At 62.3% G+C, this 15,078-nt stretch carries 10 protein-coding genes; 5 read left to right on the top strand and 5 right to left on the bottom strand.

Annotated elements, in window-relative coordinates:
- The first annotated feature begins 11 nt into the window (after positions 1 to 11).
- Positions 12 to 905, top strand: a complete 894-nt coding sequence (locus MUB52_RS11975; RefSeq protein WP_263844464.1) for a sugar phosphate isomerase/epimerase — start codon at positions 12 to 14, stop codon at positions 903 to 905.
- A gap of 12 nt (positions 906 to 917) precedes the next feature.
- The gene (locus tag MUB52_RS11970; protein WP_263844463.1) at positions 918 to 2,051 is read left to right on the top strand and encodes a Gfo/Idh/MocA family protein; all 1,134 of its coding nucleotides are present in this window, start codon (positions 918 to 920) and stop codon (positions 2,049 to 2,051) included.
- A gap of 111 nt (positions 2,052 to 2,162) precedes the next feature.
- Here MUB52_RS11970 and MUB52_RS11965 read toward each other — a convergent pair whose 3' ends face one another.
- Both MUB52_RS11965 and MUB52_RS11960 read right to left on the bottom strand, forming a co-directional pair.
- On the bottom strand, positions 2,163 to 2,660 hold the full coding sequence (locus tag MUB52_RS11965) for a hypothetical protein (RefSeq protein WP_263844462.1): 498 nt from the start codon (positions 2,658 to 2,660) through the stop codon (positions 2,163 to 2,165).
- Positions 2,661 to 2,769: 109 nt separating this feature from the next.
- Complete coding sequence (locus tag MUB52_RS11960) at positions 2,770 to 3,768, bottom strand: LacI family DNA-binding transcriptional regulator (protein ID WP_263844461.1); 999 nt, start codon at positions 3,766 to 3,768, stop codon at positions 2,770 to 2,772.
- 187 nt (positions 3,769 to 3,955) lie between these two features.
- Between MUB52_RS11960 and MUB52_RS11955 the strand changes: the two genes are divergently transcribed.
- The 3 genes from MUB52_RS11955 to MUB52_RS11945 all read left to right on the top strand — a co-directional run bounded on the left by MUB52_RS11955 (position 3,956) and on the right by MUB52_RS11945 (position 6,882).
- Positions 3,956 to 4,906: a sugar ABC transporter substrate-binding protein gene (locus MUB52_RS11955; RefSeq protein ID WP_263844460.1), complete on the top strand. Its 951-nt coding sequence runs from the start codon at positions 3,956 to 3,958 to the stop codon at positions 4,904 to 4,906.
- 84 nt (positions 4,907 to 4,990) lie between these two features.
- Positions 4,991 to 6,103 (top strand): ABC transporter permease, encoded by a 1,113-nt coding sequence (locus MUB52_RS11950; protein WP_263844459.1) that lies wholly within the window; start codon positions 4,991 to 4,993, stop codon positions 6,101 to 6,103.
- Positions 6,103 to 6,882 (top strand): ATP-binding cassette domain-containing protein, encoded by a 780-nt coding sequence (locus MUB52_RS11945; protein ID WP_263844458.1) that lies wholly within the window; start codon positions 6,103 to 6,105, stop codon positions 6,880 to 6,882. The genes MUB52_RS11950 and MUB52_RS11945 overlap by 1 nt, the downstream gene beginning before the upstream one ends.
- Positions 6,883 to 6,884: 2 nt before the next feature.
- Here MUB52_RS11945 and MUB52_RS11940 read toward each other — a convergent pair whose 3' ends face one another.
- The 3 genes from MUB52_RS11940 to MUB52_RS11930 form a co-directional block, all read right to left on the bottom strand.
- The gene (locus MUB52_RS11940) at positions 6,885 to 8,864 is read right to left on the bottom strand and encodes a hypothetical protein (RefSeq protein ID WP_263844457.1); all 1,980 of its coding nucleotides are present in this window, start codon (positions 8,862 to 8,864) and stop codon (positions 6,885 to 6,887) included.
- A 199-nt stretch (positions 8,865 to 9,063) separates the two neighbouring features.
- Positions 9,064 to 9,615 (bottom strand): PEP-CTERM sorting domain-containing protein, encoded by a 552-nt coding sequence (locus tag MUB52_RS11935; protein WP_263844456.1) that lies wholly within the window; start codon positions 9,613 to 9,615, stop codon positions 9,064 to 9,066.
- Positions 9,616 to 9,668: 53 nt separating this feature from the next.
- Positions 9,669 to 14,951, bottom strand: coding sequence for an ExeM/NucH family extracellular endonuclease (locus MUB52_RS11930; protein ID WP_263844455.1), 5,283 nt, complete (start codon positions 14,949 to 14,951; stop codon positions 9,669 to 9,671).
- Positions 14,952 to 15,078 lie beyond the last annotated feature (127 nt).

The following is a 15,078-nucleotide window of genomic DNA, read 5'->3' as shown; positions in this document are numbered from 1 at the left end:
AAAGGGCACTCATGACGATACGGATTGGCAATGCGCCCTGCTCCTGGGGCGTGGAGTTTGCAGAGGATGCGCGCAACCCGACCTGGCAGTCGGTGCTGAAGGATTGCGCGGCGGCGGGGTACAAAGGCATCGAGCTGGGGCCGGTGGGCTTCATGCCGGAGGACCCTGCGCAGCTGGGCGCGGCGCTGGCGCAGCACGATCTGGAGCTGATCGGCGGGGTGGTGTTCCGGCCGTTCCACGACCCGGACGCCTGGGACGACGTGATGGATGGATCGGTGCGCACCTGCAAGGCGCTTGTGGCCCATGGCGCGCAGCATATGGTGCTGATCGATTCCATTTCGCCGCGCCGTGCGCCGACGGCCGGCCGCGCGGCGGAGGCCGAGCAGATGGACAGCGCGGAGTGGAACGCCTATCGCGACCGCATCGGGACCATCGCGAAAATGGGCGCCGAGGAGTACGGGCTTACCGTCGGCATTCACGCCCACGCGGCGGGCTTCATGGACTTTGAGCCGGAGCTGGAGCGGCTGCTGGACGAGATCGATGACAGCGTTCTGAAGGTCTGTTTCGACACGGGGCATCACTCCTACGCGGGGTTCGATCCGGTGGCCTTCATGAAGCGGCACATCGGGCGCATTTCCTACATGCATTTCAAGGATATCGATCCGGCGGTGAAGGCGGACGTGATCGCCAAGCGCACCGGATTCTATGACGCCTGCGGGCAGGGGATTTTCTGCAATCTCGGGCAAGGCGACGTGGACTTCCCGGCAGTGCGGCAGGTGCTGCTGGACGCAGGCTTCGAGGGGTGGTGCACGGTGGAACAGGACTGCGACCCGCTTTTGGACCCGGACCCGCTGGGCGATGCGCGGGCGAACCGGGAATATCTTGAATCGATCGGCTTTCGGTAAGGGGTGCGGAGCATGGCAAAGCTGAACTGGGGCATGATCGGTGGCGGCGAAGGCAGCCAGATCGGGCCAGCGCATCGTCTGGGCGCGCAGGCGGATGGCAACTTTGTGCTGGCGGCGGGGGCGCTCGACGTGGATGCGGAGAAGGGCCGCGCCTATGCGGAGTCGCTGGGGGTCGCGGCGGATCGCGCCTATGCGAATTGGCAAGAGATGCTGGAGGGCGAGCGCGGGCGTGAAGATCGCGTGGATCTGGTCACGGTGGCCACGCCCAACAGCACGCATTTCGAGATCACCAAGGCGTTCCTGGAGGCGGGCTTCAACGTGCTCTGCGAAAAGCCGATGACCATGACCGTCGAAGAAGGCGAGGAGATCGTGCGCGTGGCCGAGGCGTCCGGGAAAATCTGCGCGGTAAACTACTGCTATTCCGCCTACCCGATGGTGCGTGAGATGCGGCAGATGGTGAAGACCGCACAGATCGGCAAGGTCCGCCTCGTGGTTGCCAACTTCAGCCACGGGCACCACGGGGATGCAGGCGATGCAGACAATCCGCGCGTGCGATGGCGCTATGATCCGGCGATGGCGGGCGTGTCGGGGCAGTTCGCGGACTGTGGCATCCACGCGCTGCATATGGCGAGTTTCATTGCGGGCGACGAGGTGCGCAGCCTGTCCGCCGATTTTGCCTCGACCATACCGTCACGTACGCTAGAGGATGACGCGATGGTGAACTTCCGCATGGAAGGCGGCACGGTCGGGCGGCTCTGGACCTCGTCAGTCGCCATCGGGCGGCAACACGGGTTCGACATTCAGGTCTTTGGTGAGACCGGCGGGATGCGGTGGGCCTCGGAACAGCCGAACCAGGTGTTCTACACGCCGGTCGGTGGGCGCACCCAGATCATGGAGAAGGGTGAGGCTGGGTTGTCCGATGAGGCGGCGCGGCTCTCCCGCGTGGCGATTGCGCATCCCGAAGGCTTCCCGCTGGCAGTGGCGAATATCTACGTCGATCTGGCTGCCGCGATCCGAGGCGAAACCCGCAACGCCCTGCCCTCCGCGATGGATGGTCTACGATCCATGGCGGCGGTCTATGCAGCGGTAGACTCGGCAAAGGCAGACGGCGCCTGGGTGGATGCGCGACCGCAGATACTGCGGTGATCGGTACGACTTAATGGACATTATAGCGAGACAAAGCGAACTTTGAGTCGACCCGCCGATTCGGCTACGCGGTTTGTGAGGCGAGGTCTTTCGCTAGCTGGGTATGGCAAACTAGGAAGCCGTAAAGGTGCCGGACTTCAGCACGTCATCAAACTGTCTCGAGAACTCCAAAAACTTGGCTTGGCTTTCGAAGTACATACTCCTGTATGCGATAGTTTCTGATCTTGTCACCAAGACTAACGCTGGACCATTGTCTTGATAGTCATTGACAACTTCCAGGCTTCGCACATCGGAGAAAAAAACGAAATCATCATCTCTATCACCTTTGGTCATCGGACGCTGAACTTTTGTCCCCTCGAGAACAACTTCTTTGGATGAGCGATGATCGCGCCTTATCCAATGCGAAAGGATGAAAAACATACCAAAACAGACGATCGCACCAATCGCCCTTTCTGCTGTCGCAGTGGCCCCAATTATCATTGTAGCCAAGGCTAAGTATAATCCAGAAAACCCAGCCAAAACGGCAACAAAAAGGGTAAACAACAAATTGAGTTCGCCGATTTTGTACTTGTAGATGCTTCTTGCAACCGTTCCTTCGTCCATGGCCAAGGCCGCTTTCCTGGTCTGTGATTGCGACAACCCTCGAGCCGCCAAGCGAGCATCTTCAACACTCCGAAGCCTGTCAATAGAGCGCTCCGAGAGGGCACGCAAATTAGAACTAGCACAAAGGCCTGAGCGTGCCGCGCTCAACAATCGAACAGGGAAAGATACGCGCCTCGGGGTAGCGGTCGGGTTCGTCGAGCATGGCGACCATCAGCTCAATCGAAGACGTCACTATCTGGCGGATGGGTTGGTGGATCGTCGTGAGGTTGATGTTCTCCCAGCGGGCCATTTCCATGTCATTGAGGCCGATGATCCCGATGTCCTCGGGTACGCTGAGCCCGCTGTCGGCGATAGCGGAGAGCGCGCCGATGGACAGCACGTCGTCACCGCAGAAATAGGCCTCGGCCGGGGCCGCGCGTAGCAATCGCAGCATCTCGCGGCGGCCGGCGTCAAAGGAATAGGCATCCGCAAAGCTGTAGCTTGTCGTGAGGCCGCGATGCGCGCCAAGTTCGGAGAAGAAGCCGGAGTAGCGGTCCTGCGTGGAGGTGGCGCTTTCGGGGCCGCCGAGGAACGCGATCTTGCGGTAGCCGCGGGCAACCAGCGTGCGCGCGGCCATGCGCCCGCACTCCACATTGTCGATGCCCACCACATGCACCTGGGGCGTGCTGGAATAGCGCCCGAAGCTGTGCACCACCGGCACACCCGCATCGCGGAACGCCTTGGAGAAGCCCGGCGGCAGGGTCGAGGAGGCGACCACCGCGCCATCGACGGAATACTGCCGCAGCATCCGCACGGAGGCTTGCGGATCGGTCTCGTCCGAGAGGTTCACAAGCAGCGGTCGCAAGCCGCGGTCCTGTAGCGCGCGGGTGAAAAGGTCGAAGACTTCCAGGAAAATCGGGTTGTGAAAGTTGTTGGAGATCAGCCCGATCAGCTTGGTGCGGCCTGTGGTCAGCGAGGACGCCAGCGCGTTGGGGCTGTAACCCAAATCGCGCGCGGCTTTCTCGACCTTGCGGCGCATCTTGTCCGAGACCGAGGCGCCATCGGTGAAGGTGCGTGAGACGGCGGAGCGGGAGACGCCCGCGCGTTCTGCGACCTCTTTCAGTGTGACGGGCATGGTGTCTGGTCCGGTGGAATGGCGTCCGATCTCTTGTATCCGATGGGTCGGTGTCTTGCAGCATGGAATAGCTTACCTCTTTTTGCAACCGGTTGCAAAAAATCGGACCCCGTGCTTTAGTCAGATTCGGAGAGGTGACGAAGTTCACCCGCGCGCCTCGAAAACGGTGAACCCTTGGGAGGAAAACATGACATCACTGATGAAGAACCTGATGCTGGCCACGGCAGTGGCTGCCGCGTCCTTTACGGTTGCGCAGACCGCGGCAGCCGAGGGCGAGAAATACATTCTCGTTAGCCACGCGCCGGACAGCGACACCTGGTGGAACACGATCAAGAACGGCATTGCGCTGGCTGGCGAGCAAGTGGGCGCCGAGGTCGAGTACCGCAACCCGCCCACGGGTGACATCGCCGATATGGCGCGGATCATCGAGCAGGCGACAGCGTCCGGCCCCGATGGCATCATTACCACTCTGGCGGATTTCGACGTGCTGAAAGGGCCGATTTCAGCGGCCGTGGATCAGGGCATTGACGTGATCATCATGAACACCGGCACGCCGGAGCAGGCGCGCGAAGTGGGCGCGCTGATGTATGTCGGCCAGCCGGAGTATGACGCAGGCTATGCTGCGGGGCTGCGCGCCAAGGATGAGGGCGTGACCAACTTCCTCTGCGTGAACCACGCGATCCAGCAGCCCACCGTGGGCGAGCGCTGCCGCGGCTATGCGGATGGTCTGGGCATCGACCTTGGCGATTCAATGATGGACAGCGGCACCGACCCCTCGGAGATCAAGAACAAGGTGCTGGCGTATCTGTCGGCCAACCCGGATGTGGACGGCATCCTGACACTGGGCCCGGTCTCGGCCGACCCGACCATCGCGGCGCTGCAGGAAAACGGCATGGCCGGTGCGATCCATTTCGGCACGTTCGATCTGGGCGAAGAGATCGTGAAGGCAATCCAGGACGGCACCATCAACTGGGGCATCGACCAGCAGCCCTTCCTGCAAGCCTATATGCCCGTCGTGATTCTGGCGAACTGGGACCGCTATGGCGTGCTGCCGGGCAACAACATCAACTCCGGCCCGGGCTTCGTGACCAAGGACGCGCTGGCCAAGGTCGAAGAGTTTGCGGGCGAATACCGCTGATCTTCTGACACAACTCAGGGCGGCCCTCGGACGGATGGAGGCCGCCCTCTTTCTCACTTTCTGCATGCATCGGGGGATGAGGCCGTGGCAGACACCACCGACACCGACGAGCGAATAAAAGAGATATCACCGCTCCGCCGCGCGCTGATCCGGCCCGAGCTGGGCGGGATGGTCGGCACGGTGGCGGTCTTCACGCTGTTTGCGCTTTTCGCCTTCGACAGCGGCATGTTCAACAGCCAGGGCGTGATGAACTGGTCGATTGTCTCGGCGCAATTCATGATCATCGCCGTGGGCGCTTGCCTTCTGATGATCGCAGGAGAGTTTGACCTCTCGGTCGGCTCGATGATCGGCTTTGCGGGCATGATGATCGCCGTCTTCGGCGTGGTGCTGGCCTGGCCCATGTGGATGGCGATCCTCATCACCTTCGTGATTTGCTGTGGGCTCGGAGCGCTCAACGGCTGGATCGTGGTGCGCACCGGCCTGCCGAGCTTCATCGTGACGCTGGCCTTCCTCTTCATCCTGCGCGGCTTCACGATCTACATCCCGCAAACGGTCGAGCGGAAGACGATCATCGGTGGCATTCGCGACGCAGCCGAGGGCGACTGGCTCGCCCCGATCTTCGGCGGCAAGATCGGCCAGCCGATCTTTCAGTGGCTGGGCGACATGGGTGTGATCGGTGTCTTCGAACGCGGCACGCGCGCCGGGCAACCGGTCGTTGATGGCATCCCGATGCTGATCGTCTGGGCCATTGCTTTGATCATCTTCGGGCATATCCTGCTGACCCGCACACGCTTCGGCAATTGGATTTTCGCCGCGGGCGGCGATGCTGAGGCCGCGCGCAACTCGGGCGTGCCGGTGAACAAGGTGAAAATCCTGATGTTCATGTTCACCGCCTTCTGCGCCACGGTCTTTGCGGTGTGCCAGGTCATGGAATTCGGCTCGGCGGGCGCCGACCGGGGGCTGCTCAAGGAGTTCGAAGCGATCATCGCGGTGGTGATCGGCGGCGCGCTTCTCACAGGCGGTTACGGCTCGGTCATCGGGGCCGCGCTTGGGGCGCTGATCTTCGGCGTTGTGCAGCAGGGGCTGTTCTTCGCAGGTGTTGAGTCCAGCCTTTTCCGGGTGTTCCTGGGCGTCATTCTGCTCTTTGCGGTGATCCTGAACACCTATATCCGCCGCATCATCACGGGAGAGCGCTGATGTCCGATCCGATCATTCAGATGAAGAACATCGAAAAGCACTTCGGCTCGGTGATCGCGCTCGCGGGCGTGTCGGTCGATGTGTTTCCGGGCGAGTGTCACTGCCTGCTGGGCGACAACGGTGCGGGCAAATCCACCTTCATCAAGACCATGTCCGGCGTGCATAAACCCACGGCCGGCGAGATCATCTTCGAGGGCAAGCCGCTCGATTTCGCGGACCCGCGGGATGCGATGGCCGCCGGGATCGCGACCGTACACCAGCACCTGTCGATGATCCCTCTGATGTCCGTGAGCCGGAATTTCTTCATGGGCAACGAACCAATGAAGAAGATCGCCGGGATCAGCTTTTTCGACCATGATTTTGCCAACCGTGTGACCATGGAGGAAATGCGCAAGATGGGCATCAACCTGCGCGGGCCGGATCAGGCGGTGGGCACGCTTTCGGGCGGCGAGCGGCAGACGGTGGCAATTGCGCGCGCGGTCTACTTCGGCGCCAAGGTGCTGATCCTGGATGAGCCGACCTCAGCGCTCGGCGTGCGGCAGACGGCGAACGTGCTGGCAACCATCGACAAGGTCCGCAAGCAGGGCATCGCGGTGGTCTTCATCACCCACAATGTGCGTCACGCGATGGCGGTGGGCGACCGCTTCACGGTGCTCAATCGCGGCCAGACGCTTGGGACGGCCGTGCGGGGCGAGATCACGCCCGAAGAGTTGCAAGACATGATGGCCGGTGGCCAGGAGATGGTGCAGCTCGAGGGTAGCCTCGGGGGAACTGTCTAGGGTCAGACCAGGCGGAAGCCGACGGTGTTCCAGAGCCGGTCCCAGACGTGGAAATCGGTGAAGTAGCCCGTGTGCCCGCCCGCCGGCACCGCCCAGTTGCCAGCCAGCCCCTCCACCCCGTCGATTGTGGTACCAACGAAGTCATCGGCGCGGTGGATGTTATGCCAAACCATGCCGTCGGGCATGTTCTCCAGCGGAACCTGGAAGAACTGCTTAAAGTACCGCCGATAAATGTGGGTCACGGGTGAACCCATGGTCACCAGCGTGACCTCGGGCGGCCGTCCGCTCGGCAGAACATCGGCGAGTTCGGCAATCCGGCGCTTGACCCATGCGTTCTGCAGCATCTGGGTGGCGATCACAGTGCCCTGCGAGTGCGCGATGATCGTGATCCGATCCGGCGTCAGCGCCTCGATGCCGTAGTAAAGCACGCGGCGAAAGCGTGCGTCGATGGCATTGCGCTCGTGGAAATTGGGGCGGCGCTCCTCGACAGAGCTCAGCCATTTGCAGTTCCGGACAACCGCGTAGGTCACGATGTCCCGCACAACGCCCAAGCCGCCGGCCACAATGTCCGAGAAATTGTAGATCAGAACAAAGAGGCCCAGAAGGGCTGTCGTTACATAAGGTGTGGCGGCTTGCAGACAGGCCGCCGCCTGATCGAAAGATCGCGTCGCCTGGGCGGGCACACACTCCGCCGGGACGGTATCAGCGGGCGTGCCATGGAGCACATCATAGGCGATAAATCCGGCAATCATCACCAGTACCACGAAGAACCCCCATTGCAGCCCAAGGTTCAGGATGACGCGCGAGGCAAGCTCGCTTTGCTTGTAGAGCAACTCCTTGTTCATCACCCGCACCACAACGAGCGCCACACCGATGATCACGATCAGTATGAGACCTGCAAAGGTGATCGACAGGGTGCCCATCGCATCGTTCATGGGCCCTGCGAAATAGTCGTCCAGCAGGGTCAGCCCGGTGGTTGTGGTGTTCTCTGCCGTGGTCTCGACCAACTCGACAAAGCCCATCCAGATCGCGCTCGAGATCACCATCCAGAAGACAATCATGGCGGTGCAGATGCTGGGATAGATGTTGCGGTGCCCTCTGTCTTCACGTGGCTCAGGGGCATTCCGCCGAAACAGCAGGCTTGCATAGCTTGCGAGCGCCAGCACCACTACCCCAGCCCAGGCCACGCCAAGGGCCGCGACACTGTAGCGGACAAAGGCCGTGAGGTTGGCAAAGCCGCTCTCTGTCTGGAAGTCGCAGCTGACATGGGTACAGAAGTCACCGCCGAAGACACCGTACTCCCACAAGAACAGCATCACCACGCCGAGGGCCGTCATCCCACGCCCGAAAATCCGCACCAGATAGGTCCTGGCCCGCGCCGCTGTCACGGCCCCCACCCCGAGGGTCAGCGCGCCATGCAGGAAGAACATCGTAATCAGCGGCACATCCGTCCAGCTTCGGTCAGCCGGTGCCGTGTCGCTGGGCACGATGTCAAGCGGCGTGACATCGACCAAGAGCAACGCCGCACCGACAGCCAGCATCGCGTTGAGCGGTGCAACGAGACCATAGAACACCCAAGTAAAGAAGTGCACGATCCCGATGGGGACCCAGCCGCGGTTGTTCTCCACGTTATCCATGGCGAGGTAGCCAAGCCCAAGAACCACCTTCAGCAGATCGAAGAGGGTGCGGAAGGGCCCGGTGGGGGCGGGCGAACGGTCGGCCCAGTAGACCTCTGCGAAGAGCGCTTCATCGTCGCCGCCCACGGGACGCACCCGGCGCAGGTGCATCGGAAACAGCTGCGCGTGGCGTTCTGTTCCGTCAAACGGAGCCTCGCCGAGCGGGATGAAATCACGTTCGACGGTCACGGGCGTACGGTCGACACCAGGAAACCGGGTCGTCGCGGTGCCGACGACCGCATCGACCGTCTCGCCGGGTTTCTGTTCACCAATACCGTGAACCGTCAGTACTAAATGCCGCCCCATCGAAAAATCCAGGACATCTCGTTAACCAATACCGCGTGTTTACCACAATTCCCGTTCTTCGCCTATGAGGCGGCGCGGTTTCAGGTGTCCTACCGAACATGCTGCGCGCCAGCGGCACCAGCCCCGCGTGACATGCGCGAAACACGGACGGCTTGGGGCGGCGCGCAGCCGCCCCGAAAGATGACGCATTGTCCCTTGCTCAACGCATCTTGTGGCGGCGGAGGGCAAGCAGCCCCCCGAGGCCCGCAGCGAGCAAGGGCAAAGAGGCTGGAGCCGGAATCGGCGTCAGATCCGAAAAGACTTGCGCATTCACCGGCGCGTAGAGGCCGTCCTGCTCTGTCTCTTCGAAGAAGGAGAAAACCACCGTCGCCACATCGCCGAACAACCCGGTGTCATCCCCCGACAGGTTGCCGAAGACGATGGTGAAAAAGTCTTCGCTCGGGGAGCCATCGTCGTTCGGATCGTTGATCGTCAGGCTGCTGCTGACAACGGTAGTGCTCTCCAACAGCGTCGCGCCGCTCAAGGTCGAGACCAGCAGCGAGGCGTCCAGATCACCGGTTGTCGTGTCGGCACTGGCGGCAATGTCGATGTCATCGGCGTCGAGATCGAAGAAATCACCGAAAAAGCCCGTAGTGGCGCCATCGGTCACGACCCCTTCGCCATCGGCCTCGTACACCAGAATGGTGGCCGCTTGGACCGACAACGGGGCCAACAGCAGAAGTCCCGCCACAAGAGCATGCAATAGTTTCATTTTCAAATCCTTCAGGGGTAGAGGGCGCGGCGAGGTCCGCCGAGCCGGTAACGCTATGCGATGTCGAGGACACCTTCGTTGATGATGGTGATGTCGTCCAGATCGTCGATGCCACGCAGGAAAATGCTGTCGCGATCCTCGTCGAGCTGCAGCAGCAGGTTGTCGCGGCCCAGCGTGCGCACTGCGGCGATCACAGCGCCGTCGAGATCCAGCGTGTCGAGTCCCGCCTCGAAGTCGAGGATGCGCAGGCTGTCGCGGCGGTCGTCGGTGTCGGTGAAGACGAAGGTGTCGGCCTCGCCGCCGCCCGACATCACGTCGAGCCTGCCACCCCCCGAAACGATGCGTTCCGCCGAATCGGTTCCGAACAGGCGGTCGTTTTTCTCCGTTCCTGCAATGAGCAGCGGGCTGTCGCGGTCAAGATCGAGGCCGACGACCACCGGATCATGGTCCGAGCCACGCAGCGGGCTCGACCCATCGAAGAGCCCCTGATCGATCGGGCGCTGGGTGTTCGGATCGGTGAACGTGTCGTCGAGATTGTAATCGAAGAAGACCGGCGTGTCGGCATTCACATTCCACGTGGTCGCGCCCGTGACTTGATCCTTCAGCGCGTCGTTCGCCAATACGTAGTCCAGCGTGCCGATCTGGCCGCTGAAGCGGTAGGAATAGACATCATCCCCTTCGAGTTCCCGCGCGAGATCTGTGTAGCCCGCCGCTTCCAGCACCTGGATCGGGGTTTCGCGCGCGTAGGCGTTGAGATCGCCGAGGATCATGACATCCTCGTCATCGACGCCGGTGGGATCGGTCTCGAGCCAGGCAGCAAGTTCCTGCGCCGCCAACTCGCGGGTGGCGTTGTTCCGCCCTGCCCCGTCGCCCTGATCCTGATCCTCGACAGCGCCCGTGGGGGACCCTTTCGATTTGAGATGGTTGACGGATGCCGTGAAGACCCCACCGGTCTCGATTTGCTCGAAACTCTGAGCCAGAGCGGCGCGGTTGAACGCGTCGCCGCCCTGCCCCGCGCCCAGCGGATCGAGGAAGGCATCGGTGTCCAGCACCGCCGCATCGCCGACCAGCTTGGTGGTTGTGGTGTCGTAGATGAACGCCACTGCGATGGCATCATCACCGACAAACTCGCGACCCGGGTCGACAAAGCTCCAGACCTCCGAGCCGACCGCCGCGTTCAACTCACCGACCAGCGTTTTGATGGCAAACTCGTCGCCGGCAAAATCGTTCTCGATTTCAATGAGGCCGATCACGTCGCTGTCCATCCCGAGGATCGTCTGCACCAGCTTTTCGGTCTGGCGGGCAAGCTCTTCGGGGTTCTCGGCCCCGCGCGCATTTTCACCGTTGTCGATCTGGCCACCAAGCGTGGTGAAGTAATTCAGCACATTCAGCGAACCGACCTTGTAGTCGCTGCCCACATCTTCGGGCTCGGTCGGGACCGGGTTGGTGTCTTCATCGAGATCGAACTCCTCGCCCTCGGGCAGACGCAACCGGAACTCGCCGAAGTCGAAATCCATGATCGCGGTCAGGCCGTCGACGGACTGGCCCATGCGCACACCGTCGACCGGCCCTTCGACAAGCGAGCCGTCAGGCAGCGTGATCGGGTCGAAATCGCCCCGCTGCGTGTTGGTGCCATCGTCGATCGCGATGGTGCGGTTGGCGACCTCTTCCAGGTACGCCGCGTTGCCCGCCACATCGGGTGTGTTGAGCTGGCTGTATTGGTAGACGGGACCGTCCGATGTCAGGACCGCGCGGCCGAAATCCTCGTAGTCGAAGCTTTCCGAGAAGGTCAGCGCCTCGTCAACGGTGACCAACATGCTCTCGTAGGCCTCGCGGTCATCGAGATCCGGCAGTTCAATCGACTGCGCGAGCGAGAGTGGATCGACCGCGCCGGCCTCTTCCACCCGGATCTCGCGCACTTCAATCGTGGTTTTGCCGAACCGTTCGATCACCGTGCCGAGCACGCGGACCTTGTCGCCATCTTCCACGTCGCTCAGCAGATCGCCGCCGCCCTCGAACGCAAAGATGCCTTCTGAGGTGGCCGTGCTGTCGTCCTGATCGTCGGTTTCCTCCATCAGGAAGAAGCCGCCCAGGTCGCGGAAGCTGTCGCCGTCGCCGTTCTGGAAGTCGCCGGTCACAATGGCTTCGACCACGACAGTCTGGCCGACGAGATCGCTGGCCGCGCCGCTGCCCTGGATGTCACTGATCAGCGTCGGCGCATCGTCGATGCTGCCACCGCCGCCACCACCGCCCCCAAGGCCTGTGCCCGCCGTGGGGGTGTTCACCTCTGGGTCGTTGCCAAAGCTCAAGATCTCGAAATCCGCCGCCGTGTCGGTATCCACCCCGTCCTCGATGCGGCCGAGACCCGCGGGCAAAAACGTTCCGTCGGGGCCGACGGCGGGTGCGCCCAGATCGGCGGTGTCACCATCCGCATCGAGCGTGGCGACGGAATCGATCACCACTTCCGACCCGGTGAGGGCGTCGCCCGAAAGGCTGGCCGTTTCCACCAGAGCAAAGGTCGAAGAGCCATTCTCCAGCGCATTTGCCGGGATGGCGATATTGGCTGTCACACCATAGGTGGCCTCGGCCGTCTGGTTGGCCAACAGCAGAAACCCGTTGTCGCCCAGAACCGTGCCGGCATCGAAGTCGAGCCGGAAGTCAATGGTACCTTTCGATGTGCCGGCATCGCTTTCGACCGCAATGAGGCTGAGCCCGTCGAGCGAAGCGCCGGGCGTGCCGAAGAGCTCGATATATTCGGAATCGGTGCCCGCAGTGCTCGAGAGGACCTCGTTGATCACCACGCTCTCCTCACCGCCGCCACCCTCAAAGACCGTGTCGTCGCGGAAGTTCAGGTTCTGGATCCGTGCATCGCCGGACGGGTCCGTATCGGCCTCTGCGAAGGGGGTGTCGAGATCGGCAAGAAATTCTGCCAGCGCATCCTGTTCGGAGCCATCATCCGCAAATGTCGCCTCGCCCGTACGCGGCCCGCCATCCTCGGCCAGATCCACGCGGTTGGCGCTGTCACCCTCCGGAAAGGGGAAGCCGTCGCCACCGCCGGCGAGGAAGTTCAGCGTCACAATGCGAAACTCCTGGCTCGCGTCACCGCTGATCGCGCCATCTCGGACCAGCTCGGCGATCTGGCCGCCGGTCTCATCGACGATTTCCGCATTCACGATACGGCCGCCCGCAGGCAGGTCGGGGTCGAAGGAAAACTCGACGCCTGACACCTGCGGGAAGCGGCCTGCGACCCCCGGCAACCCGCCCACACCATGCTCCAGCACGGCGACCAGTTCGGCCTTTGTCAGGGTCAGCAAGGTCAAGCCATTGTTGAAGGCGAGCGTCGTCTGGATATCGTTCTGGCTGATCCCGCCCTCGGGCTTGATCACATTGCCGTCGCCGTCGACCAACTCACCATTGGGCAGGCGCGTGGCGACCGTATCGCCCGGCAGCACAACGCTTTCACCGATCGAGGCGCGAATGCCGCCGCCGTTCTTGATCGAGACGACCACCGTATCGTCGATCTCTTTCGCCGCGGCAAGATTGGCATCCGCGGTCAGATTTCCAAGGTTGGTCTCTTGCGTGCGCACCCCGTCCGGGTCGCCCTCCGCGCCCGAGCGGTTCCCGTTCAGGAAGACCTCGGAGGCGCCGAAGACATTGGATTCGGTTGCGATGATCTGCGCCTCGATCGCATCGGCGATGGCCTGGATCTCCGGATCGACCAACCCTTCGGCATTCAGATCGGCGACGCCCTGTGCATCTGTGGCATAGGCACCCGAGATGTCGGGATCGTAGGAGCCGGGGATGATGTTGCCGTCCTCATCGAAGTCGATCACCAGGCGGCCGACATATTTGTAGCTTCCATCGGTGTTCACGACCGCGGTCTGCGTCCCACTCGCATTCTCGATGAAGATCGGGTACTCGCCCTGCACGCTGTCGCCGTCGCGCGGACGGTCGGTCTCATCAAAGAGCCGCGTGTTGGAGCCGCCCGCGACAATCACGTCGACATGTTCGAGACGCGCGGCCAATTCCTGCTCGATAGACAGCCGCTGCATATGCGACAGCAGGATGATCTTGTTCATGCTCGGATCAGCCGCCAGCAGCGCATCCACTTCCGTCTGGATCTGCGCGGCGAGGGCATCCAGCTGCGCCGGTGTGGGCGTGTCGTCGAAGTCGCCGGGCAGAATGGCCAGATCGCCGGGGCTGGAGATGCGGCCAAGTGTCGGGGTCGTCGCTCCGATCACACCGATTGTCTCGCCACCCGACTCCAGCACCACCGAGGAGGTCACCGTATTGCCCATCGGTGCCGCGCCGCCCGCCACTTCGAGCGGTGCGAGGTTGGCGTCGGTCGAGAAGTCGAGGTTGGCGGAGAGATAGGCGAACTCCGTGCCGCCAAAATCAGTGCCGAAGACATCGCCCGGCGCATCTCCCGAGATCAGCTCGGCGAGCGCCTCAGTGCCGAAGTCGAACTCGTGGTTGCCCAAGGCAATGGCCTGAATGCCCAGCTCGTTCTGGATCTGGATATCGGCGATGCCCGCCGACCCGAAAATCGCCTCGGAGGCATCGAAGAAGACGCCCGGGATGATCGCATCACCCGAGGAGAGGGTCAGGGTGTTGTCGGCAATCCCATCGTCACCCAGATCCTGGTCGCGCAGCGCGTTCAGCACGGCGGACAGGTTCGGCGCATCGACCACGGCGGATGACGAGGCTTCCTGGTCGGCGATATGCAGCAACTCCAGCGTAAAGACACCGCCTTCGCCGTCGGTAGCCTCAAGACCGTCGACAAGCAGGTTGTCGAGCCCGAATTCGTCGCGCGCGCCGCTGCCTGCAACATCATCACCGCTCCAGCGCAGATAGACGGTGGAATTGGCGGGCAGGTCGGGCAACGGCACCGCGACGGTCGAGGCAGCCACCCCGTTGACATCTGGCGCGCCACCGCTCGCAAAGGTATCGAGCGGAGAGAAGGTCACACCGTCCAGCGAAAACGACAGATCGAAGGAGTTGCTGCGCGCCTGATCGTTGTTGACGAGACGCTCAAAGCTGACCACCACATCCGAAAGATCGGTGTCGCCGCTGTCCAGGGCCAGGGTCAGGCTGCCGGGCGTGAAATCACTGCCGCCCGGCTGCAGGTAGAGTGCGTTGTCACCATCGGCGCGGTTCAGAGCGTAGAAGCCCCCCGTCGATACGCCACCGTCGGTTTCGCCACGCGACAGATCCGACAGGGTGCTGAACCCTTCGACTGTCCACAGCGCGCCGTCCAATTCGCCTGCAATCGGGGTCTCACTCACCCCTAGCCCCAGAAAGTCGTTGAAATCATTCGCGTATATTTGGCGGCGCATGTCAAATCCCATTGTTGAAACCAAGACAGTGGGATCACAGCGGCCACCCCGGCCCGCCCGTTCAGACCCCCACTTCTACCTTCGGTAGAGATGTTTTGTAACGGGTTGTTAACGATTGGCCTACAGT

Origin of the sequence: Roseobacter sinensis, from assembly GCF_025755255.1 — a bacterium.
GTDB lineage: Bacteria > Pseudomonadota > Alphaproteobacteria > Rhodobacterales > Rhodobacteraceae > Roseobacter > Roseobacter sinensis.
Note: the sequence above shows the minus strand (reverse complement) of the source record. Positions and strands in the feature narration are given on the sequence as shown.